This is a genomic window from Agrobacterium sp. CG160-95 (genome assembly GCF_053521725.1).
Map to the genome: position 1 here is coordinate 567,254 of NZ_JBNWDU010000001.1, position 20,778 is coordinate 588,031.

The 20,778-nt window shown below is 60.1% G+C and carries 25 protein-coding genes, 1 pseudogene and 1 riboswitch; of the genes and pseudogenes, 9 read left to right on the forward strand and 17 right to left on the reverse strand.

Annotated elements, in window-relative coordinates; genetic code table 11:
* Positions 1-38: 38 nt before the first annotated feature.
* On the reverse strand, positions 39-311 hold the full coding sequence (gene dmeR, locus ACQZ63_RS02860) for a Ni(II)/Co(II)-sensing transcriptional repressor DmeR (protein ID WP_003494395.1): 273 nt from the start codon (positions 309-311) through the stop codon (positions 39-41).
* 127 nt (positions 312-438) lie between these two features.
* On the opposite strand from dmeR, the gene ACQZ63_RS02865 reads away from it, so the two are divergent.
* The 4 genes and pseudogenes from ACQZ63_RS02865 to ACQZ63_RS02880 all read left to right on the forward strand — a co-directional run.
* Entirely contained in the window at positions 439-792 is a 354-nt protein-coding gene (locus ACQZ63_RS02865; RefSeq protein ID WP_111783235.1) for a hypothetical protein, read from the forward strand.
* Between the two features lie 96 nt (positions 793-888).
* On the forward strand, positions 889-1,302 hold the full coding sequence (locus ACQZ63_RS02870; protein WP_065658158.1) for a MerR family transcriptional regulator: 414 nt from the start codon (positions 889-891) through the stop codon (positions 1,300-1,302).
* A 205-nt stretch (positions 1,303-1,507) separates the two neighbouring features.
* On the forward strand, positions 1,508-1,996 hold the full coding sequence (locus ACQZ63_RS02875) for a GNAT family N-acetyltransferase (RefSeq protein WP_003511975.1): 489 nt from the start codon (positions 1,508-1,510) through the stop codon (positions 1,994-1,996).
* A 21-nt stretch (positions 1,997-2,017) separates the two neighbouring features.
* A pseudogene (locus ACQZ63_RS02880) lies at positions 2,018-2,572 on the forward strand (type 1 glutamine amidotransferase family protein); the annotation flags it as partial.
* Positions 2,573-2,688: 116 nt separating this feature from the next.
* Here the strand turns inward: ACQZ63_RS02880 and ACQZ63_RS02885 are convergent.
* The 6 genes from ACQZ63_RS02885 to ACQZ63_RS02910 form a co-directional block, all read right to left on the reverse strand.
* Positions 2,689-3,003, reverse strand: coding sequence for a hypothetical protein (locus tag ACQZ63_RS02885; RefSeq protein ID WP_111783237.1), 315 nt, complete (start codon positions 3,001-3,003; stop codon positions 2,689-2,691).
* 4 nt (positions 3,004-3,007) lie between these two features.
* Positions 3,008-3,724 (reverse strand): CbtA family protein, encoded by a 717-nt coding sequence (locus ACQZ63_RS02890; protein WP_113555927.1) that lies wholly within the window; start codon positions 3,722-3,724, stop codon positions 3,008-3,010.
* Between the two features lie 10 nt (positions 3,725-3,734).
* Positions 3,735-3,917 (reverse strand): CbtB domain-containing protein, encoded by a 183-nt coding sequence (locus ACQZ63_RS02895; protein WP_113555928.1) that lies wholly within the window; start codon positions 3,915-3,917, stop codon positions 3,735-3,737.
* 166 nt (positions 3,918-4,083) lie between these two features.
* Positions 4,084-4,308, reverse strand: a riboswitch (cobalamin riboswitch).
* 91 nt (positions 4,309-4,399) lie between these two features.
* Entirely contained in the window at positions 4,400-5,320 is a 921-nt protein-coding gene (locus ACQZ63_RS02900) for a c-type cytochrome (RefSeq protein ID WP_113555929.1), read from the reverse strand.
* An 86-nt stretch (positions 5,321-5,406) separates the two neighbouring features.
* Positions 5,407-5,841, reverse strand: coding sequence for a c-type cytochrome (locus tag ACQZ63_RS02905; RefSeq protein ID WP_025592760.1), 435 nt, complete (start codon positions 5,839-5,841; stop codon positions 5,407-5,409).
* A 115-nt stretch (positions 5,842-5,956) separates the two neighbouring features.
* Positions 5,957-6,586, reverse strand: coding sequence for a LysE family translocator (locus tag ACQZ63_RS02910; RefSeq protein WP_113555930.1), 630 nt, complete (start codon positions 6,584-6,586; stop codon positions 5,957-5,959).
* 133 nt (positions 6,587-6,719) lie between these two features.
* Here ACQZ63_RS02910 and ACQZ63_RS02915 point away from each other — a divergent pair, with 133 nt between their 5' ends.
* Positions 6,720-7,445 (forward strand): helix-turn-helix transcriptional regulator, encoded by a 726-nt coding sequence (locus tag ACQZ63_RS02915; RefSeq protein WP_113555931.1) that lies wholly within the window; start codon positions 6,720-6,722, stop codon positions 7,443-7,445.
* Positions 7,446-7,550: 105 nt separating this feature from the next.
* Here the strand turns inward: ACQZ63_RS02915 and ACQZ63_RS02920 are convergent, their stop codons facing one another.
* Entirely contained in the window at positions 7,551-8,420 is an 870-nt protein-coding gene (locus ACQZ63_RS02920; protein ID WP_113555932.1) for a metallophosphoesterase, read from the reverse strand.
* A 132-nt stretch (positions 8,421-8,552) separates the two neighbouring features.
* On the reverse strand, positions 8,553-9,155 hold the full coding sequence (locus ACQZ63_RS02925; protein WP_003511955.1) for a superoxide dismutase: 603 nt from the start codon (positions 9,153-9,155) through the stop codon (positions 8,553-8,555).
* A 220-nt stretch (positions 9,156-9,375) separates the two neighbouring features.
* Between ACQZ63_RS02925 and ACQZ63_RS02930 the strand changes: the two genes are divergently transcribed.
* Positions 9,376-9,720 (forward strand): hypothetical protein, encoded by a 345-nt coding sequence (locus tag ACQZ63_RS02930; RefSeq protein WP_448799081.1) that lies wholly within the window; start codon positions 9,376-9,378, stop codon positions 9,718-9,720.
* A 4-nt stretch (positions 9,721-9,724) separates the two neighbouring features.
* Here ACQZ63_RS02930 and ACQZ63_RS02935 read toward each other — a convergent pair whose 3' ends face one another.
* Positions 9,725-10,267, reverse strand: coding sequence for a GNAT family N-acetyltransferase (locus tag ACQZ63_RS02935; protein ID WP_019564126.1), 543 nt, complete (start codon positions 10,265-10,267; stop codon positions 9,725-9,727).
* Positions 10,268-10,362: 95 nt separating this feature from the next.
* Here ACQZ63_RS02935 and ACQZ63_RS02940 point away from each other — a divergent pair, with 95 nt between their 5' ends.
* Positions 10,363-11,250 (forward strand): LysR family transcriptional regulator, encoded by an 888-nt coding sequence (locus ACQZ63_RS02940; protein WP_113555934.1) that lies wholly within the window; start codon positions 10,363-10,365, stop codon positions 11,248-11,250.
* A gap of 173 nt (positions 11,251-11,423) precedes the next feature.
* Here ACQZ63_RS02940 and ACQZ63_RS02945 read toward each other — a convergent pair whose 3' ends face one another.
* Together ACQZ63_RS02945 and ACQZ63_RS02950 are read right to left on the reverse strand one after the other, a co-directional pair.
* Positions 11,424-13,772 carry a methyl-accepting chemotaxis protein gene (locus ACQZ63_RS02945; protein WP_003511949.1) on the reverse strand — a complete coding sequence of 783 codons (2,349 nt, stop codon included), beginning with the start codon at positions 13,770-13,772 and terminating at the stop codon, positions 11,424-11,426.
* Between the two features lie 260 nt (positions 13,773-14,032).
* A complete protein-coding gene (locus ACQZ63_RS02950; RefSeq protein ID WP_025592748.1) occupies positions 14,033-14,914 on the reverse strand; it encodes a branched-chain amino acid aminotransferase in 882 nt (293 codons plus the stop codon).
* A 393-nt stretch (positions 14,915-15,307) separates the two neighbouring features.
* Here ACQZ63_RS02950 and tam point away from each other — a divergent pair, with 393 nt between their 5' ends.
* A complete protein-coding gene (gene tam / locus ACQZ63_RS02955; protein WP_003511945.1) occupies positions 15,308-16,078 on the forward strand; it encodes a trans-aconitate 2-methyltransferase in 771 nt (256 codons plus the stop codon).
* Positions 16,079-16,186: 108 nt separating this feature from the next.
* Here tam and ACQZ63_RS02960 read toward each other — a convergent pair whose 3' ends face one another.
* Positions 16,187-16,558, reverse strand: a complete 372-nt coding sequence (locus ACQZ63_RS02960) for a VOC family protein (protein ID WP_112751916.1) — start codon at positions 16,556-16,558, stop codon at positions 16,187-16,189.
* Positions 16,559-16,607: 49 nt separating this feature from the next.
* Positions 16,608-17,318, reverse strand: coding sequence for a helix-turn-helix transcriptional regulator (locus ACQZ63_RS02965; RefSeq protein ID WP_112751915.1), 711 nt, complete (start codon positions 17,316-17,318; stop codon positions 16,608-16,610).
* Between the two features lie 186 nt (positions 17,319-17,504).
* On the opposite strand from ACQZ63_RS02965, the gene ACQZ63_RS02970 reads away from it, so the two are divergent.
* Positions 17,505-18,332 carry an aldo/keto reductase gene (locus ACQZ63_RS02970; RefSeq protein ID WP_013635670.1) on the forward strand — a complete coding sequence of 276 codons (828 nt, stop codon included), beginning with the start codon at positions 17,505-17,507 and terminating at the stop codon, positions 18,330-18,332.
* Positions 18,333-18,353: 21 nt separating this feature from the next.
* Here the strand turns inward: ACQZ63_RS02970 and ACQZ63_RS02975 are convergent, their stop codons facing one another.
* The 3 genes from ACQZ63_RS02975 to ACQZ63_RS02985 form a co-directional block, all read right to left on the reverse strand.
* A complete protein-coding gene (locus tag ACQZ63_RS02975) occupies positions 18,354-18,965 on the reverse strand; it encodes a LysE family translocator (protein ID WP_038490223.1) in 612 nt (203 codons plus the stop codon).
* Positions 18,966-19,090: 125 nt separating this feature from the next.
* Positions 19,091-19,897, reverse strand: coding sequence for an AraC family transcriptional regulator (locus tag ACQZ63_RS02980; protein WP_112751914.1), 807 nt, complete (start codon positions 19,895-19,897; stop codon positions 19,091-19,093).
* 70 nt (positions 19,898-19,967) lie between these two features.
* A complete protein-coding gene (locus tag ACQZ63_RS02985; protein WP_112751913.1) occupies positions 19,968-20,726 on the reverse strand; it encodes an SDR family oxidoreductase in 759 nt (252 codons plus the stop codon).
* Positions 20,727-20,778 lie beyond the last annotated feature (52 nt).

The following is a 20,778-nucleotide window of genomic DNA, read 5'->3' on the forward strand; positions in this document are numbered from 1 at the left end:
GTCTTTTCCCAAAGCCGCGGACACTTTTGGGAGAGAGGTTAGCGGATGTAGGTCTTCAGCACCTGGGCCAGCTCTTCCGCCGCACGCGCCCGCTCGTCTTCATTTTCGGCGTGCACGACGTGCTCATGCAGATGTTCCTGCATCACCTCCCCCGTCAGGCCGGAAAGCGCACCGCGCACCGAGGCCAGCAATTGCAGCACCTCGCCGCAGGGCTTGGAATCGTCCAAAGCACGCTCCACCGCCTCCATCTGCCCCTTGAGGCGACGGATGCGAGCGAGAAGCTTCTCCTTGTTGCGGATCGTATGGGACATGAGTACCTCATATACTATAGGGGGGTATACTATATTGCGATGTTTTTTGGTTCAAGCCCTGCGCGACGCAACCTTCGCGAATGTTTCGACCCCTAAAAATACCCCATGAAACTTAGGGGACTCAGTCATGACGACTATCGCAGCAACAACCAGCAGCTATTACGCAACTCCGGTCCGAACCCTTGAGCCGACAAAGACCAGGGAAACAAATGCAACCACCGAGGCCTTGCTGGAACTGACACGGGCGGCACACCGCGCGATTTCCAGCGCCGAGAGCGTTGCCGTTTCCGCCGCACCTGCCGCCGCCAGCGTTTCCGCCGGACTTGCCGCAGCACTTTGGAACCTGGACAGCGGCGCACAGGCCACAACCGAACCGGCGGTAGATATCGCCGCATCAGCGCAGCCTGACGCCGCCTCCAGCATCGAGACAGAAGTTCTCAAAGCCCTGGCGCAGGCACTCGGCGTGGATGCTGCCGCCTGACACCCATTGAACGGCAGGCTGAAAAGCTATATCTCTAGAGACTAGAGCATCCGGCTCGTTCTTGTCCCGGCTGCTCTTGAGGATATGGAGAAGGCAATGCTGTCCATCGGTGAATTGTCCAAACGTACCGGCGTGAAGGTTCCGACGATCCGCTATTATGAGCAGATGGGCCTCATCCGCGAGGCAGACCGCTCGGAAGGCAACCAGCGCCGTTACGAAAAATCCGATCTCGAAAGGCTGGCTTTCATCCGCCATGCCCGCGATATCGGGCTCAATATTGACGCTATCAAAGAATTGATTGCGCTCAGCCAGCACCGGCAAATGCCGTGCGAGGGTGCGGACCGCATTGCCGCCGAACACCTCGCCCATGTGCGCGAAAAAATCAGCAGCCTCAAGAAGCTCGAGCATGAGCTGGAACGTATCGTCTCCCATTGCCATGGTCATTCGATCGAGGATTGTTACGTCATCCGCGCACTTTCCGACCATGGCATGTGCGAAGGCGAGCATTGAGGCTGAAGAGCAGGCTTGACAGATTTCAGATTCGAGCGCATTGCATGGACATGATCAACGAACGCGCACCCATCTCCTGCTCGTACTTTTGGGCCTACCTGTAAAGGGCGGCTCGACAGATCATTTTGTCAACAAGCCGCCGTCAGGCGGCTTTGTTGTTTTTCAAGCGTCCTGACGGCATCGATAAAACCGAAGGACCAGAAAAATGACCGAAGATAGTTCCCTTACACTGGAAAGACCGCCCGTCGTCATCATTCGTGGCGCACGCAAGACCGATTTGCCTGAGCTCAATGAGATGATCACCCTGCTTGCCACCTTTCATGGCGATGCGGCGGCGATTACGCCGGCGAAACTGGAACGCGACCTGTTCGGCCCGCTTCCCTGGGTGCATGGGCTGGTTGCGGAAGCCGACGGCGCATTGATCGGTTACGCCCTGATGCTGCCGCTCTACAGGGCGCAGGAAGGCCGCCGCGGGCTTGAGCTACACCATCTTTTCGTGCGTGACGGTCACCGCGGCCATGGCACCGGCCAGCACCTGGTTTCCCGCGCCCGCGATATCGCCAAGCGCCTCGGTTGCGACTATCTTTCCGTCAGCGCCACGACCGGCAATGTCGCCGCGCATCGTTTCTACGAAAGCATGGATTTCGCGCCGCGCCCGGTCACCGGCATGCGCTACATGCAGTCTATCGCCTGATTGCAACCTTTGGAGACGGCCATGACACGGATTGCCATTGCGCTTGCGCAGGATTTTGCGGACTGGGAACCGGCGCTGCTTGCCGCCGCCGCGCGCGGCTATCTCGGCGTCGAGATCGTTTACGCAACCCCGGACGGCCGGCCCGTGGTTTCAATGGGCGGGCTCAACGTTACGCCCGACACATCATATGACGCGCTTGATCCTGCTAACATCGATGCGCTCGCCATTCCCGGCGGCCTTAGCTGGGAAAAGGGAACGGCTGTCGATCTTGGCGGGCTGGTACAGCGGTTTCGCGAGAAGGGCCGACTGGTTGCCGGCATCTGCGCGGCTGCCAGCGCGCTTGCAGGCACGGGCGCCCTTGATGACGTCGCCCATACCGGCAATTCGCTCGCCTCTCACAAGGCCTCTCCGTCCTATCGCGGCGAAGCGCTCTATCGCGACCAGCCGAAGGCGGTCAGCGATGGCGGCATCGTAACCGCAGCCGGCAGTGCACCGGTCAGTTTCGCAGTGGAAATTCTGAAACACCTCGGCCTCTTTGGTCCGGAAGCCGAGGCGGAACTTGGAATTTTTGCGGCGAACACCGGTGAAGCTCACCTTGGTGTCGAGAGTTTTGCGGATCCTCCCACCCTCATTCCTGTGCTTGTCACAGGAATGAGGGTGGTGGAGAAGTTAAGCCGCGAGACCATCACAAATCACCCCTGATCAAGCACCCGGCAGACACGGGGCGCGACATCCCCGCACTCCCCCGCAATCGCACGGCGGATATCGCGGCTGTTGAGATGCAGACTGCGACCGGCCGGTAAAGCCGAGCGTTTTATCTTGGCAAGGGCTGCGGCCGTAAAGGCAGCCTCATTGTCATGAAAATAGGCGAGCGCCGCTTCCCGTTCCGGGCTGACGACGAGGACTGCCTTGAAGGCAAGGCGGTGCACGGCGCAGAAAGCGCCGTGACCGGGAACGGCAAAACGCAGCGCGTCGAGTTCCTCACTCCATTCGGCTGCGTCCTGCATGGTTTCAAGCCTGCTGGAAGCGCTTCAGGAAAAACGCGCTCAATGTTCCGAGCAAGGCCCAGAAGACAAAGCTGGTCACGGCGGCGGCAACGATGAACTGTCGTTCCAGCGGCAGCGGTGCCAGCGCATGTTCACCTTCCGGCGGCAGGGGCGCGCCCACCACATGTGGTGCAACGATCAACACCAGTGCGAGCACGATTGCCCAGGGTTCGCGGCGGAATGCGATCAGCGCAATGCCGCCTGCGGTCGCCGCAACCGTCGAAAGCCACCAGATTTGACGCGCCTCAAGCGCGGCCGCCGGGCTGCCCGGTAGTTCCGGCGGCAGGCCGATCATCGGCGCAAGCATGACGGCGGCAAAACCGGCCACACCCCACAAAAGGCCTTCGCGCCAGCCGGCATCGGTGCCGCGTAGCGAGATGAGGCCGGTGAGCACCAGTGCATAACCGATGGCGGTCAGCACGTTGGCGGCGACCGTATAGGCGGTGCGCTCGAGGCCGTCGGCCGGAGACCAGGCTTCCTCGTTATGTTCGTGCGCGGGAACGGCAGCGCCGGTCGTGGCCGGAGCATCGTGGCTGTGGGGCGCTTCGCCACCCGCATTTTCATAGGTTTCCGCCTTCAGGATCAGCGGCGTGGTGCCGAAAGCCTGCATGGCCGAAACGGCGAAGCCGCCAACGATGCCGACGAGGACGGCGGTAAAAACGATATTGCGAAAGAACGACATGCTTTTTCCCTCAATGGCAAGGGAAAGCATTGGCATGACGTGTGTCATGCGCAGCGTTGTGAACGGCTTCCACATGCGAAAAGCCGACAAAACCGACGACGAACAGACCAAGCACGATCGCCGTCAGCGATTGCGCCAAGCTCCCCGTTTTTGCTGAAACGGCGGCATTTACCGTATTCTGGTTGATGGACATGGTGACCCCTCTTACGGCGCGACCCCGCGCCTTTAGACGCGGCGGAACGGCAAACGCCGTACAGCCGCATGCGATACACTTCACCACGGGGATACGAGACTGACACAGGGCGGCACGTTCAAGCACCACCACCCTGAAATTCCGCTCTTCCGGACACCCCGCCGGCATGGACATTTCCGTGATGGCAGGTCTCCTGGCTTACGGGTCAAAACCTGAAACACCTTCCCGGCATTGCCCTCGCCCATATCCGGCGAGATGCTTACCAGTGGCATTTCGTTTCAGGCTCTCCGCTCACAGTTGCGGGGGCAGCCACGAATGAGGATGTCTCCCTATCGTGTTCCCTTTTCACCTTCCGGAACGCCCGGAAGGAACCATCACAGGATCGTTATCCGATGGGTGTGGGTGGGAGTCAATGGCAGGCCGGCGTGAGAATCGCGCGCCGTGGCTGGATGCCGGATCAAGTCCGGCATGACGGCAAAGGGCTACCGTGCCGGGATGGCCTTCAGATAGGCGGCGATCGCATTGCGGTCATCAGCCGTCAGATGCGCCATATTCTGCTGCACCTTGACCATGGAGCCGCCGACGCTGTCGAATTCCGGGGTGAAGCCGGTTTCCAGATAGTTGGCAATATCGGCCGCCTCCCAGCTTCCGACGCTCTGCGAGCCGGGGGTAATATCGGGAATGCGGCCCTCGCCTTCGGGATTTGGACCACCGGCCAGCCATTTGCCATCGAGAAAACCACCAAGCGCATTGCGCGGCGTGTGACATTCGCCGCAATGGCCCGGGCCTTCCACCAGATATTGGCCGCGCAGCAATTCGGCATTGGCATCGGCAAGCTCGACGCGGGGTGGCGCGGATGTATCGAAATAGAGGAATTTCCAGCCGCCCAATGCCATGCGCATGTTGAAGGGGAACGGCAGTTCGTGATCCGGCACGTCATTCTGGCTGGCGGGCAGAACCCGCAGATAACCGAAGAGGTCGTTGATGTCCTTCTGCGTCATGCGGGCATAGGAGGCGTAAGGGAAGGACGGGTAGAGATGTTCGCCGTTCTTGCCGACGCCGCGCGTCATCGCATCGCCGAATTCCGAAAGCGTCCAGCCGCCAATGCCATGCTGCGGATCGGAGGAAATATTGGGCACATGGAAGGTGCCGAAGGGGCTTTTCAACGCTTGCCCGCCCGAAAGCGTCAAAAGCGCATCGCCCTTGGCATCTGGTGCCGCATGGCAACTTGCGCAGCCGCCCGCCCAGAACAGCGTTTCGCCATTGGCAAGGTCCGGCTCGCCAAGGCTCACCCAGTGGCTGGGTGCCTGACGCACAGGCGCGGTGACCCAGGCGAAAATGCCGAAACCGGCAATGGCCGCCACCGCGATCCCGCCCGCGAGCTTCGTCCAAATGGAGGCCATGACCCCTCTCCCCATTATCACCTGATGAGATCAGGCATCATTCCCGCTGAAAAAAACGCCGCCGGGAAGCGGCGTTCTTAATAGGATCACTTCTTTAGACGGTAGGTCTGGTGGCACGCACCACAATCGGCACCGAGGGTCTGCATGGCGGCGGTGACGCCTGCCTGATCGGCGGGAAGGCTGGCGAGGACCTTGTCCGCATCGGCACCGAGCTTGGCGGCCTTGGACTTGAAGTCATCGAAATTTTCCCAGATCGCGGGTGCCGCAGCACTGCCGGTCTCGCTGCCCGGGGGAAACTGGTCGGGGAAAGCCTTGGCGTTGGTGCTGATGGTCGTCACGGCAGCCTTTACGGCTTCGGCGTCATAAGGCTTCTGGCCCTTGGAGATGGCAGCAAGCGCCCCCATGGAGCCGCCGATCTGCTTCATCATGCCTTCACGTTTTTCGACTTCGCCGGCAGCGTAGACCGCTCCGGCGCAAAGACAGCCGAAAAGCATGGCCGCCGCGATGGTTTTCAGTTTCATACATTCTCTCCTTGATTCCGGCAGATGCCGAACGCGCGATAACGGCGCGAGGATGCCCTTTCCGCATGGCGAAAAGAAGTCACATTGCAGTGAATTTCCCCAAGAAAACAGAAGTCTAGGAGAGTGCTTCCCAAAGCGTAACCAGGGCTGCGGCAATCAGCATGAAACCGGCGGCGCGGCCGATGAAAATCGTCGCGGCAGGCGAGGAAACGAGCCATGCCCGGCTTTTATCCGCCGTCAGCGCCAGAGCGCCATAGACCGTGAACTGCGTGATGGCCACCATCGCGCCCATTACCAGACCCTGCATCCAGATTGGACCATAGTCGGGTTTGAGGAATTGCGGATAGATCGCCATCATGAAGAGATAGGCTTTCGGATTGGAAAGGCAGGTGAGCACGGCCCGCCAGAACGCCTTTCTGACAGAGGCGCTCGCCTGCGCTTCATCGCCATTGACGGTAATGGCGCTGCGCATCAGGCCGATGCCGATCCAGACCATGTAAGCGGCGCCGGCGACCAGCAGCGGCAGGAACAGCGACGGCATCCAGGCGGCAAGCATGCCGACGCCCAACGCACCGTAAAGTGAATGCACCATGCCGCCGGCGCTCATGCCGCTTGCCGCGGAAAGCCCGGCTCTTTTGCCACCCGTCAACGCACTTGCCAGCACGAACAGCATATCCATGCCCGGCAGGATGATGATGCCGAACAGGACCAGAAAGAAAAGCCAGAGATTTTCGGCGTAACTCATGTCAGTATCTCCCAAAACAGTTTTCGACACATTCGGGAAAACTCATGTTTCTCAATGTGTTTTGCTGCTTATAGGAAAAGCCAACTGACAGCGTTGTGTCAGTTGCGTTGGGAAACCACCGGGAAAAACGGCAATGCGCAAGGCATCGAGACTGTTCGAGATCATCCAGATCCTGCGGGTGGCGCGCAGGCCGATCACCGCGCAGACCATTGCCGAGGCACTGGAGGTCACGGTGCGCTCGGTCTATCGCGATATTTCGGCCCTTCAGACCATGCGCGTACCGATCGAAGGCGAACGCGGCGTCGGTTATATCCTGCGTCCCGGCTTCAACCTGCCGCCGCTGATGTTTTCCATCGAGGAGACGGAGGCGATCGTGCTTGCGCTCGCCATGGTCGCGCGCACGGGCGATACCGAATTGCGGCAGGCGGCCAAAAAGGTCAGCGACAAGATTGCGGCATCCCTGCCCGAACCCCTGTCGAAAACCCTGTCGGCCAATGCCCTGCACGCCTGGGGCAGCATCGCGCCCTCACCCGCCGGCGTCGATCTTGCCATGGTCAGGCGGGCGGTGCGCGACGAGGAGCGGTTGGACATAACCTATGGCGACGAAACCGGCGTGGAGACCCGGCGACAGATCCGGCCCATCGCCATGATCTATTATTCGGAGACGACCAATATCGTCGCCTGGTGCGAGCTCAGGCAAGCGATCCGCAATTTCCGCTCCGACCGCGTTCTGACCTGCAAGACAACCGGCAGCTTTTTCAAGATGGAAGGCGAAAGGTTGCGGCAATTGTGGATGAGCGGCTGGCAGAGCAATCAGCTGGGGACTTCGGAACGAACGACGAATCAAGCCGGCGCGTAAAAGCAACTGATTTAGCGCGTCTTTCAATCTTCGTTGTGTGTCGGTGCCCCCGTCTCAACCGCCATTCCTGTGACAGTAATGACGGTTGAGAGGGTGGTGCTGACTTCAAAGCAAGGCAGCGTTATGCCGCAAATGCTCCAGCACCCTATCGTCCTCGCGCCCGAAACCGCGGATGACGATTCGGTCGGCAAACACATCGGCAATGGCGAAGGTGTTCTGGTCGGGCGTATCCACCATGCCCTTGAAGTTGACGAAGTGAGTGTTGCCCAGCACCCCGTAATTGCCCTCATGATTATGGCCGCTGAACCATGCGACGACCGAAGGGTGTACATCCAGAAGATCAACGATGCGGGGCGCGTCCCACATATTATGGGCGTTGTTCGGATAGACCGGATAGTGGCAGAGAATGACCACTTGTTCACCCGCCGCATCCGCCTTTTGCAGAACGGTCCGCAGCCATTCGAACTGTTCGTCGCTGAGCGACGCATTCCAGTCCTGCGCATTGATCGCACCCACCTCGTGCAGGTGCTTCAGACGCTCTTGCGCCAGCGTGCGGCGTGGATCGCCGGGCGGCGGGGCAAACAGGCTGACCTCGTTGCCGTCAAGCACCACGAAACGTATCTCACCGATGGTGAAATCGTGCCAGGGCGACGCCATGCCGAGGCGGGAATGGATGGCGGACAGGTGTTCGGCGGCAACGGCGAAATCGTGATTTCCCGGCAGCATCACCGAAGGGTGGCGAAGCTGCTCGTAGACGCCAAGGATCGCATCGAAATTTTCAAAACCGCGATCGATGATATCGCCCAGCGTTACCACGAAGGCCAGTTCCTCGCGATTGAAGGCGTCGATCGCTTCGCCAAGCTTTTTCGGGCTTTCGGCATAATACCGGCCCATATCCGGGCGGGGTTCGGCATCGGCATATTGGGGATCGGCAACAATGCCGAATGAGAAGAGCGGTGTGGTTTTTTCAGTCATGATGCGCCGCGATAAACCGGGCGGATGACAGGCTTGTGACAAATGGAAGCGACACGCTGGATTGTCGATCTCAAAAGCAGAACACCCGGCCTTTGGGGGGCCGGGTGCTCAAAAAATTACAATCCGCAAAACTTACTTGGAAGCGGCTTCGTAACGCTCCAGGACGTAGTCCCAGTTGATGAGGTTGTCGACGAAGGCTTCGAGGTACTTCGGACGCAGGTTGCGGTAGTCGATGTAGTAGGAGTGTTCCCATACGTCGACGCCGAGGATCGGTTCTGCACCATGAACCAGCGGGTTTTCGCCGTTCGGGGTCTTGGAGATTTCGAGCTTGCCGTTCTTGACGGAAACCCATGCCCAGCCGGAGCCGAACTGCGTGGTGCCGGCAGCGATGAAATCAGCCTTGAACTTGTCGTAACCGCCGAGATCGGAGGCGAATGCCTGTTCCAGCTTGCCCGGCAGCTTGTTGCCGCCGCCGTCCTTCTTCAGCCACTTCCAGAAATGGACGTGGTTGTAATGCTGGGCAGCATTGTTGAAGAGACCAGCATTGGTGCCAAACGACTTCTTCACGACTTCCTCAAGCGAAAGGTCGGAAAGACCGGCTTCCGCCGCCAGCTTGTTGCCGTTGTCGACATATGCCTTGTGGTGCTTGTCGTGATGGAACTCGAGCGTCTCGCGCGACATGTATGGTGCAAGCGCGTCGTAGTCGTAGGGGAGTTCAGGAAGTTCGAAGGCCATGGTTTTTACTCCTTTTTGCAGCGGGTTACCGCTCCTAGAAACCGTGTGAGCGGACCATAGGAGCGAACCTCTGTTTGGGCAACCTGTGAAATATCAAAATGTTCCGACAAAAGAGAAAATTCCTCTCAAGCCAGCCGCCACCACATTTGTTTCACAACCCTGGCGTACTGTTTTCCACCCTATCGGTTCGCTTTTGATGAAATTGCAGGAAGGAAATTCCATGACCCGCCCCATGATCCATCGCGCGCTGCTTCTCGCCGCCTTCTCCTCGCTGGCGCTACCCGCCGTCGCATCGTCTGACGATGCGTGGAAGGAATTCGTGGCGGATGTGCAGACGGCGTGCCTTGGCGCCGGCAAAGACATGATCGAGGACGCCAAGGTGGTGGTCGATCCGGTGGGCAGCGAGAATTATGGCCTCGCCGTCCTCACCGGCAAGGCCAAGGGCGCGGATGCGACGATCAGCCATATCTGCGTTTACGACAAGAAGACCAAGGCCGTCGAACTCGGCAGCGAGCTTGCCAGCGATACGCTGAAGGTTGAAATCCCCGGCTCTACCAAGCCCTGAGGTTTCAGAAACGGGGCGTGGTGTCGCCATCGCCCAGCGCGCGCTGCATCAGCACCGTGTCCAGCCACTGGCCGTGTTTCCAGCCGATGGACTTGAATGTGCCGACATGCTCGAAACCGGCGGCGCGGTGAACCCCGATGGAGGCGGCGTTGGCGCTATCGCCGATGACCGCAATCATTTGCCGGAAGCCGCGCGAAGTCGCATCCTCGATCAGCGCATCGAGCAGCTTGCGGCCAATTCCCATGCCCTTCATGGCCGGATCGATATAAACGGAATTCTCCACAGCAGCACCATAGGCCGGGCGCGGACGATAGGCGCCGGCATAGGCATATCCGGCTATCTTTCCGTCGATTTCGGCGACGAGATAGGAGTAGTTGCCTTCTACCAGCAGTCGGCGGCGCTCAAGCATCATATCCACGCTTGGCGGATCGATCTCGAAGCTGGCGCGGCCATGCAGCACGGCATCCCGGTAGATTTCGGTAATGGCTGGAATATCCGCCTCCTCGCAGGGGCGGATGGTAAGGCTGGAAATTGTGGGAAGGGTCATTCTCGTGTCCTGTGGTCATTCACGGCATTATTGTGCATTGCGGCTCAGTCAAAATAAAGATTATCTGTCTTATACAAACGATAAGGTTTTCTTTGATGATGGACCTCGATCTGCGGCAGGTGCGCAGCTTCATGGATGTCGCCGAACTCGGCAGCTTTTCCGCCGCAGCCGATAAGGCGGGGCTGACGCAGCCGGCCATCAGCCTGCACATCCGGCTGCTGGAAAAGCAGCTCGGTGTGCGGCTGATCGAACGGGTCGGCAGGCGCGCGCAGCCGACGGCGGCGGGCCGGGACTTTCTCATCCATGCAAGACGGATTGCGGAAGAAGTGGCGCATGCCATCGATACCGTAGCCCCTCATCGCAGCGGCGTGACGGGACGCCTGCGCATCGGCACGGGCGCCACCGCCTGCATCTATCTTCTGCCGCCAGTGCTGGGCAAAATCCGCCAGGTGATGCCGGGGATAGACATCGTCGTGCAGACCGGCAATACCCACGATATACTGAGGCTTCTCGAAGCCAATACGATCGATGCGGCGGTGGTGGCCCTGCCGGCCAGCGACCGCAGCCTCGATATCAGCGACATCCATCTCGATGAACTGGTTGCGGTTTTCCCGCATGGCACCATCAGCGACGCAACAATCCTGAATGCCGAGACGCTTTCGACACAGCCATTGCTGCTTTACGAGGGCGGCAATACGCGCAAGCTCGTGGATCAATGGTTTTCGGCAAGCGGCCGCACCGTTCAACCCGCCATGGAACTGGGCAGCGTCGAGGCCATCAAGAAACTGGCGGGCGCGGGCCTTGGCCTTGCCATCGTGCCACGCATGGCGATGGAGCATGAAGGTGCTGCATCGGGGCTTGAATGGCGCTCGCTCGAGCCGCCGCTCGAACGGCGGATCGCCCTTGCCCTCAGACGCGACAAGCACATGACCGCGCCACTAAGGGCGCTCGCTGCTGCATTGCCAAACCTGCAGAAACGATGAAGCCCGCGTCGGTTTCGGACGCGGGCTTCGATCTGTTGGTGCTTGCGACTTTTTGTTTCGTCATGCCGGACTGGATCCGGCATCCAGCCACGGCGCGTCTGCGCCGTGAGAAGAGTCGTACGCGATCAGAGAACCGATCGCGCTAGACCCCGAAGCCAAAGGCAATCTCGTCCTCAGAACTCGGTCCAGTCATCACCCTTCACGGCCAGCGCGGCATTGCCACGCGAAGCAGTGACCGGACGGGACCTGGACGGCTGGGAGACGGGTGCACGTGCGGGGCTTGCCTCACGCATGTGCCTTGCCGTCTCGCGCAATGCGGAGGTCTGCTGACCGAGCTGGAACTGCGCCAACAAAGCCTGGAGATTGGCACATTCCTGCGCAAGACCCGCACCGGCCGCATTCATTTCCTCGACCATCGCGGCGTTCTGCTGCGTAGCCTGATCCATGTGGTTGACGGCGGTGTTGACCTCGGAGAGACCGGCGGACTGTTCCTGCGCCGCGGTGGCGATGGCGTCCATATGCGTGTTGACGGACAGTACGAGCTGCTCGATCTCGGAAAGCCCGACGCCAGTATCGGCGACAAGCTTCACGCCTTCACCCACCGCAACGGCTGACGTGTTGATGAGCTGCTTGATTTCCTTGGCGGCCTTGGCGGAACGCTGGGCCAGTTCGCGCACTTCCTGTGCAACGACTGCAAAACCCTTGCCCGCATCGCCCGCCCGCGCCGCCTCGACGCCCGCATTCAGCGCCAGAAGGTTGGTCTGGAAGGCGATTTCGTCAATAACACCGATGATCTGGCCGATCTGGCGCGAGGAATGCTCGATGCGTTCCATGGCGGAAACGGCATCGCGCACCACCTTGCCGGAAAGATCGGCCTTTGCCCTTGCCTCACGCACCGTGTCACGCGCATCGCCTGCCCGCTTGGAGGTGGCCGAAACATTGGCGGTGATCTCTTCCAGCGCGGCAGCGGTCTCTTCCAGAGAGGCAGCCTGCTGCTCCGTGCGGCGGGAAAGATCGTCGGATGCCGACGAAACCTCGTGAGCGCCGCCATTTACCGTCTGCACGGACTGGCCGACACTTGTCAGCGCTTCGCGCAGTTGAACGACGGAGCTGTTGAAATCGTGCCGCAGCGCCTCGAATTGCGGTGCGAACGGCGTGGCGATCTCGCAGACCATATCGCCGGAAGCGAGACGGCGAAGACCGCCCGCCAGCGAACCCGTGGCCTGATTGAGCCGTTCTTCGGCCTCGGCCTCGGCGCGCTGCTGCAACTCGATACGGTCCCGCTCGGCCCGCTCGCGGTTGGCCAGGGCTTCGGATTCCAGCTGCCTGTTGCGGATTGCCGCCTCGCGGAAGATTTCCACCGCGCGGGCCATCTCGCCGATCTCGTCGCCGCGTTTTGCGCCGGCGACATCGATCGAAAGATTGCCGCCCGAAAGCTCCATCATCGCGTTGGTCAGGCGGCTGATCGGGCGGGTGACGCGGCCGACGATGACGGCAAGCGAGAGGATACAGAGCGCCAGTGTCGCGATGAAGACGACGAGATAGATCATCGCATCGATGAAGGCGTCCTGTTTGGCCTGTGCGGCATTTGCGTCCAGAACATCCATGGCGGCAGAAGCGATTTTCGCAATCGTGCCGAGGTTTTCGGTGACGGTGGTGCGCCAGCTGTCCATGGTGAAGGCAGGCGTGCGACCATTCATGAGATCGTCGATGAGCTTGGCGCGCTGCGTGCTGAAATCGCCCTTGAAGTAAGTCTTGTCCGCCGTGGCGTAGATATCCTTGAGCGATTGCGGCGTCGATTCATGCGTAACCAGATCGCCGGTCGCTTTCCAGGCGAAAGCCGCACCCGCATCGAATGCGCCGAGCTGCTGCATCTCCTGCGCCGTCAGTGGACGGTTCTGGGCAACGGCAGCGTTGAGAATGACGGTGGCGCTGCCGCCAAGGGCACGGGCAGACCAGCCGTAAGAGCGCAACTGGATCAAACCGGTCTGACCCTGATCGAGAGAGCGAACAGTGCCTTCAAGCGCCGTCGAGCCCGCCTCGAGCGAGGCGAGGAAATCGCCGCCGAGCGCCATTACCGTCTTGTCGAGCCCGCCTTCGCGCCGGTCGAGCGGCAGCGAAACGTTGGCGTCAACCTTCTTTCGCAATTCGACGAACTGCGCGTAGACATCTTTAACGCGCTTCAGCGGTGCCTGAAGCTGCGTGTCTTCAAGCGACGAAGACTGCGTGAGGAATGCCGTCATGGCAGCATCCACCTTCTGGCGTGCGGCCTGCACGCTGGCGACGCTGCCCGTCGATTTCGACGGATCGAGCGTCAGTGCCGTGGCGCTGTCGCCGCGTTCACTGCGGAAATTCAAAAGAGCGTTGAAAAGAAGCTTGTCGAGCGAGACGAGTTGCGCAACCTCTGAAAAGGTGCCGGCGCGATTGGCCGACCGCCACAACTCGTTTCCGACCAAACCGGCCAGCGCGAGGCTGATGGTAAGAAAAAATCCTACAAGTACATTACGAATGCTGAAAGACATCTGGCGGCCCTCGTTAGCCGGAAGGGAAGATGCTGCAAACTACGTGTGGTTTGTCTAAAATTGGATTAAATTCCCCTCAGTTTTCGCGGGAAAATACTGCACTGCAAAAACAAAAGGCCACGGCAAGCCGAACGCCTGCCATGGCCCTGATCGAAATACCTGTCAGCCTTGCCCACCAGACAGAAAATCACATTCGATTTTCGTCCGTAACGATGCGCAGATTAAAGAGAGTCAGAGCGTCCGGCAGGACGCACGGCGCTCTAGACGTCTGCGCCGAGACGTGCCCAATCCATGTAAAGATCGAGCGCCTTGCGGGCGACCGGGCCTGCCTGCAATGCGCGGTCATCCAGTTTCACAACAGGGGAAACCTTGGAATAATTGCCCGAGCAGAAGATTTCATCCGCCCCGCGGAAATCCTCGACCGACAGGGTCGCTTCGCGCACTTCGAAACCGGCCTGGCGCAGAAGGCTCATCACCCGCGAACGGGTGATGCCCGCAAGGAAGGTGCGGTTCGGAACCGGGGTGAAGACGACGCCGTCCTTGACCATGAAGACGTTGGACGATGCCGATTCAGCGACATTGCCGTTCATGTCGCACATCAGGGCGTTGTCGAAACCGCGTGCACGGGCTTCCAGAATGGCACGGCCGCTATTGGGGTAAAGGCTACCGGCCTTGGCATCCGTCATCGCGGTTTCCGGTGAAGGACGGCGCAGCGGCGAGACGGTGAGTGTCAGCGATGCGCCGGCATTCATCGGCGCTTCGAAAAGGCACAGCGCAAAACGGGTGGAATTGGCATCGGGCGCGACGACGCTGCCCGGCGAACCGTGTTCTGCCCAATACATCGGCTTGATGTAGATTTCGGTCTTGCCGTCGAATTTATTGACGCCTTCCAGCGCCAATGCCTCGATCTCTTCCGCCGTCATGGTCGGCTTCATGCCCATGTTGGTGGCCGAGCGGTTGACGCGCTGGCAATGCAGATCGAGATCGGGAGCCACGCCATCGAACCAGCGCGCGCCGTCAAACACCGTGGAGGCCAGCCACATGGCATGCGAGGTCGGGCCGATGAGCGGCGGATTGCCGGGCAGCCATTGACCATCAACATAGGTCCAGGTGGTTGATCGGGGTGCGGTATCGACGGTCATGACTGTCTCCTGTCTTGAGCATCTCCGCCTTTCTGCAAAAAGCGAAAGAGCTCCATCTTTTTCGTCCTGCCACATTGCCGCACGCAAAACCGCTTCGCACTTTCGGTGGCAATGCTCTGAAATCGGCGGGAGTGAATGCCTCTGACCGGGTGAGGTCAAGTTTTAATTGCCGCCATGTCTTATTTTGATGGAAAATAACAAATGCATGCCCTGACAAAGACGTTTTGTGAGGCGAAACAAAAGGTTGATGAATAGATCCATCACAATAATTCATGCGTTGGATGATGGCGGGGGGATTTCGCCCATGCGATGCTGGCAGTCTGACGGCGCTTGCAACGCCCCTTACCATTCTTGTTCGCCGATCCGAATGCAACACGTCAGCAGGAGAAAATCATGGCATGGTCCGCCCAGCAATATCTGAAATTTGAAGACGAGCGGACACGCCCGGCAAGGGATCTTCTGGCGCAGGTGCCGCTGGAGCGCGTGCTGAACGGTTACGATCTGGGCTGCGGCCCGGGCAATTCCACCGAGCTTTTGACCGATCGTTACGGCGTCAACGTCATCACCGGCATAGACAGCGACGACGACATGCTGGAAAAGGCGGCGGACCGGCTGCCCAACACCCGTTTCGGCAAGGCCGATCTCGGCAACTGGCGGCCCAGCCAGAAGGCGGACCTGCTTTATGCCAATGCGGTGTTCCAATGGGTGCCGGATCATCTTGCCGTTCTTTCGCAGCTGATGGACCAGCTGGAAAGCGGCGGCGTGCTTGCCGTGCAGATGCCTGACAATCTGCAGGAGCCGACACATCGCGCCATGGAGGAAACGGGAGCAGACGGCCCCTGGAAGGACAAGTTTGCGGATGGCAGATTACGCCGCAAACCCCTGCCCGCGCCATCAGCCTATTTCGATGCGCTGACACCGAAATCCGCGCGGGTGGATGTGTGGCACACCATCTACAACCACCCCATGAAGGATGCGGAAAGCATTGTGGAATGGGTGAAGGGCACGGGTCTGCGCCCCTATCTTGCCGCCGCCGGCGAGGAACACCGCGAGGCCTTCCTCAACGACTATACCAGGCGCATCGCAGCCGCCTATCCGCCCATGGCAGACGGCCGGCTGCTGTTGCGTTTTCCGCGCCTGTTCGTGGTGGCGGTGAAGAAGTAGCGTAGTTTTCGCCTCCCCTCATTCCTGTGACCAGCACAGGGATGAGGAGAGCTTAGAGTACGACATGGCTACGACACTATTTAGCCAATCGGCCTCAACGCATTATCTCTAACCCGCGAAGGCGTAGACCCTCAGACGATGGCCGTCGGGGTCGGCCGCAGTGAATGTGTAGCCGAAGTCCATCGTGCCGGGCTGCTGCAAAATGGCGATGCCCTTTGTCTTCCAGTCGGCGAAGGCTTCATCCACCTGCGCACCGCTTTCGACGCGGAAGGCAAGCTCGCCGCCACCGCCCCCCGTTAACGATGCCTTCGGCTCCACCGTATGCCTCGACCAGAGGCCGAGCTTCATACCGTTTTGAAGCACGAACAGGGAGAATGTCGGAGAGGCTTCGACCGGCTCTGCGCCGAGCAGGGCTTTATAAAATTCCGTGCTGGCCGGCGGGTTGTCGACGTAGAGAATGGTGAAATCGGGGTGGGTCATGGCTGTTCTCCTTGAGTTGCGGATGAACAGGTTCTAGCCTCCCGTGCTGTCAGTTTTTGTCAGCATGATTTTGTTGCCGTCGCTGTTTTTCCCGCTCGCGCCAGTCCTTCAGCAGGGACTGGCGGCGACGGGGATAACGCTTGTCCAGAAGGTTGAAGCTCTCGATGCGGTCGGCCCGGAAACTGCGGAAATCCTGCCGCGTCTCGCACCATGCCAGCACCACCCGCACCAGATCGAAAAAGGCGAGCGCGAAGGGCCAGATCACCCGCTCCGTCAATTCACCCTTCTCGTCGCGATAGGTCATCACGACCTTGCTCTCCTTGCGAATAATATCGCGAATGGCGGCGAGATCGACGTGGATGGTGGCCATGGCCTGCCCGGGGCCGACAAGCAGGGTGGAATTATCGAGCTCCTCACGCAGGGCATCGGGCAAAACGGCGGCGATCTTGACGAGTGCGGCGCGGGCGGCCTGCGCCAACCCCTCATCGGCACGGCCCGCGACCCATCGCGACCCGAGCACAAGCGCCTCGATCTCCTGCTGCGAAAACATCAGCGGCGGCAGCAAAAAACCGGGACGCAGCACATAACCCACACCCGCCTCGCCCTCGATGTCAGCACCCTGCGCCTGAAGCGTTGCTATATCGCGGTAAAGCGTGCGCAGGCTGACGCCGGTTTGCGCGGCCAGCGCCGTACCGCTGACCGGCATGCGGTGGGCGCGCAGGATCTGCAACAGATCAAGAAGCCGTTGTGAGCGCGACACGCGTGGTTCCTCCACATTCCGATCATGCCATCTACGACGTTTCGCCATCGACTGGTAGCCTCGCGCACAGCGCCTCGCAATGGCGAGACGCTTGAAACCAATGGCGCGGACACCAGTTAATAAAAGACCGCTTCCCCATCCGGCAGTCCTTGCCGGCCATGTTTGCAATAAACAGGAGAGACATGCATGTATGACGTCAACGCGAATGGCGCGAACATTCCCGCCCTCGGTTTCGGCACCTTCCGCATTCCGGAAGAGGATATCAGGCGCATTTTGCCGGAGGCGCTGAAACTCGGTTTCCGCCATGTCGATACGGCCCAGATCTACAAGAATGAAGGTGCGGTTGGCGAAGTGATCGCAAAGTCCGGCATTTCCCGGCACGATATTTTCCTGACCACCAAGGTCTGGGTGGACCGCTACCGCCACGCTGATTTTCTCGCCTCCGTCGATGAAAGCCTGCAAAAGCTGAAGACGGATTATGTCGATCTCCTGCTGCTGCACTGGCCGAAAAGCGATGTGCCGCTGGCGGAAAGGATCGGCGCGCTGAACGACGTGCGCAAGGCCGGAAAGGTGCGCAATATCGGCATTTCCAACTTCAACGTGGCGCTGACGGAAGAGGCGGTCAAACTCTCCGACACGCCGCTTGCCACTAACCAGATCGAATACCACCCCTATCTGGACCAGACGAAGGTGATTGCGGCCGCGCGCAAACACGGGCTTTCGGTCACTGCCTATTATCTGATGGCGGATGGCAAGGTGCCCGACGATTCGGTTCTGAAGGATATTGGTGCAAGGCACGGCAAGACGGCCGCACAGGTGGCGCTGCGCTGGGCGGTGCAGCAGCCGGATGTCGTGGCGCTTTCCAAGACCGCAACCGAAAGCCGCCTCAAGGAGAATTTCGACATTTTCGATTTTGCGCTCTCGGAAGAGGAAATGCAGGCGATCCACGCGCTTGCCAAACCCGATGGCCGCATCGTCAACCCCGGTCACCTCGCGCCCGACTGGGACGATTGACTGCGTGAACCCGGTCCGGTCTCACCGCTGCGTCAACGCCAGTTTCGCCCCGAGCGCCACAAACGCGGCGGCGAAACTGCGTCTCAGCCAGGTGAGTACGGCCGGGCGCGCCACAACCTGCCGCCTGACCGAGGCGGCAAAACAGCCGTAAAGCGCAAAGACCAGAAACGTCATGGCCATGAAGATCAGCCCGAGATCGACCATGCGCCACGTCGGAGAAACCTCCTCCGGCGCGATGAATTGCGGCAGGAAAGCAAAAAAGAAGATCGACAGTTTCGGGTTCAGGAGATTGATGAGGATAGCCTCACCGATGACCCGCCCTGCCTTGCGGTGCTCCTGCTTGTCGTCGATCTTCAGCGCCCCATCTTCCCGAAGCGTGTTCCACGCCATGTAGAGCAGGTAGGCGACACCCAGATATTTGATCACGCCGAAGGCAAGGGCGCTCGCGTGCAGAATGGCGGCAAGTCCGGTGATGGCGGCCAGCAGATGCGGCACGATGCCGAGCGTGCAGCCGAAAGCCGCGACGACGCTCGCCTTCGACCCTTGGGACAGGCCGGCGGCCAGCGTGTAAACCACGCCTGTTCCGGGAGAAGCGGCGATGATCAGGGATGTGATGAGGAATTCGGGCGTCATGGATTCTGCAGGTCCTGTTGAACGGAGGACAGGAGCATGACTGTGTCCGGCGCGGGGGTCTTGGATGAAATTGCAGCGTTGAGGCTTGGAGGCTCGCGTCTGTAGCCCTATTACCCCAACCTGCGCTACGAAGCCGCCGCCCTATACGCCGCGGGCGTCACTCCGAACTGCCGTACGAAAAACCTGTTCAAATGGCTCTGGTCGGAGAAACCGGCGAAAAACGCCACATCTGCGGGTGGAGCACCCCTGGCCAGCGCACCCCGTGCCAGATGCAGGCGTCGCTGCAAAAGGTAGCTGTGCGGCGTCAGCCCCGTGGTCTTGCTGAAGGATCGCAGGAAGCGGAACTGGCTCATGCCGGCCTCCTGCGCCAGATCGGTTAGGCGCAATGGCAGGGCAGGATCGTCATCGATCCTGCTTTTCGCCCGTCTTATGCTATCGGGCGCTGCCGTCTCGCGTGGTGTTGCCACAGTTTCCATTGCACCCACGAGCAGCATAAGGAGGGTCTCGTCGCAGCGAAGGGTGTCACCCGGGCGATCAGTTGCCGTCACGGCTGAAAAAAGCGCACGGAACCGGTCCGCCAGAGGCCTTGTATCGACGGGATAGGCGAATTCGAAAAAGCCATGATCCTTTTCGATGATATCGGCAATGGCGGCCTGCACGATATCGATGTCGAGATAGATCATCCGCCAGGCGCGCCCGCCCTCTCCGAGCGGAATGCCGTCATGAACCTCACCCGGATTGACGGTGATGACATCGCCGGCTTCAGCCTCCACCATGCCGCGCCCGCTCAGCGATTTCTGCGCGCCGCGCTCCACAAGGCCGATGCCGAACTGGTCGTGCATGTGACGTGGAAAAGAGCGGTCGCTATCCGCAACCACGGCAGCAATACCGGGCATGGCGGTTTTCGGCATGAGGAATTGACGGCTGCCCATGAAAAGCTGGCGCTCCCTTTAAAGAGCGCCACGCTATCACAGGCGATGCGTGCGAGACAGGGTCGGGCCTTTACGGATGCATGCCGTTGACCATCGAAAACACCTGATCGAAATTGCCGTTCTGCACGGCGAAACGCAGCGGCTTGCAGCGTTCCACAACCACTTCTTTCTCATCGGGGCGACCGCCGAGAATGTCCATCACTTCCGAAATGAAGGCCTCGAGCGGCATGGCTCTTTCGTCGCTTGCCTGGCCTTCCCCCATCAGCGTCGTCTGCACATAGGGCGGCACGATTTCGATGACCTCAACCGAGGTTTCTTTCAGCTGTTCGCGAAGTGCGACCGAGTAGGCATGGATGGCCGATTTGGTGGCGCTGTAGGTTGGGGTGACCACCATGGGCACGAAGGCCAAGCCGGAGGATACCGTCAGCACTGTCGCTTCAGGCTGCTTTAGGAAATGCGGCAGCAGCGCCGCCGTCAGGCGAATGGGCGCCAGAAGGTTGGTGGCGATGGTTTCCTCCGCCGTGTCCAGATAGTCCGGGGCCGAGGCGATGTCCTCCGGCCGCATGATGCCGGCATTGTTGATGACGGCGTTGAGCGTCGGATGTGTCTTGATGAGATTGTCGGCGAAAGAGCGGATGCCTTCGGCGTCGGTCGCGTCCATGACCATCGCGGCCATGCCGGGATTGGCGGCGGTTACCTCATCCAGCACATTCTGGCGGCGGCCGGAAATGACGACCTTGTTGCCCAACCGGTGAAACGCTTCCGCCAGCGCCCGGCCGATGCCGGAGCCGCCACCGGTGATGAGAATGGTGTTGCCTGTCGTTTTCATCGAAAAATCCTTTGCCTGTTGGATGACGGGAAATTAGCGGCTATACTCTCCA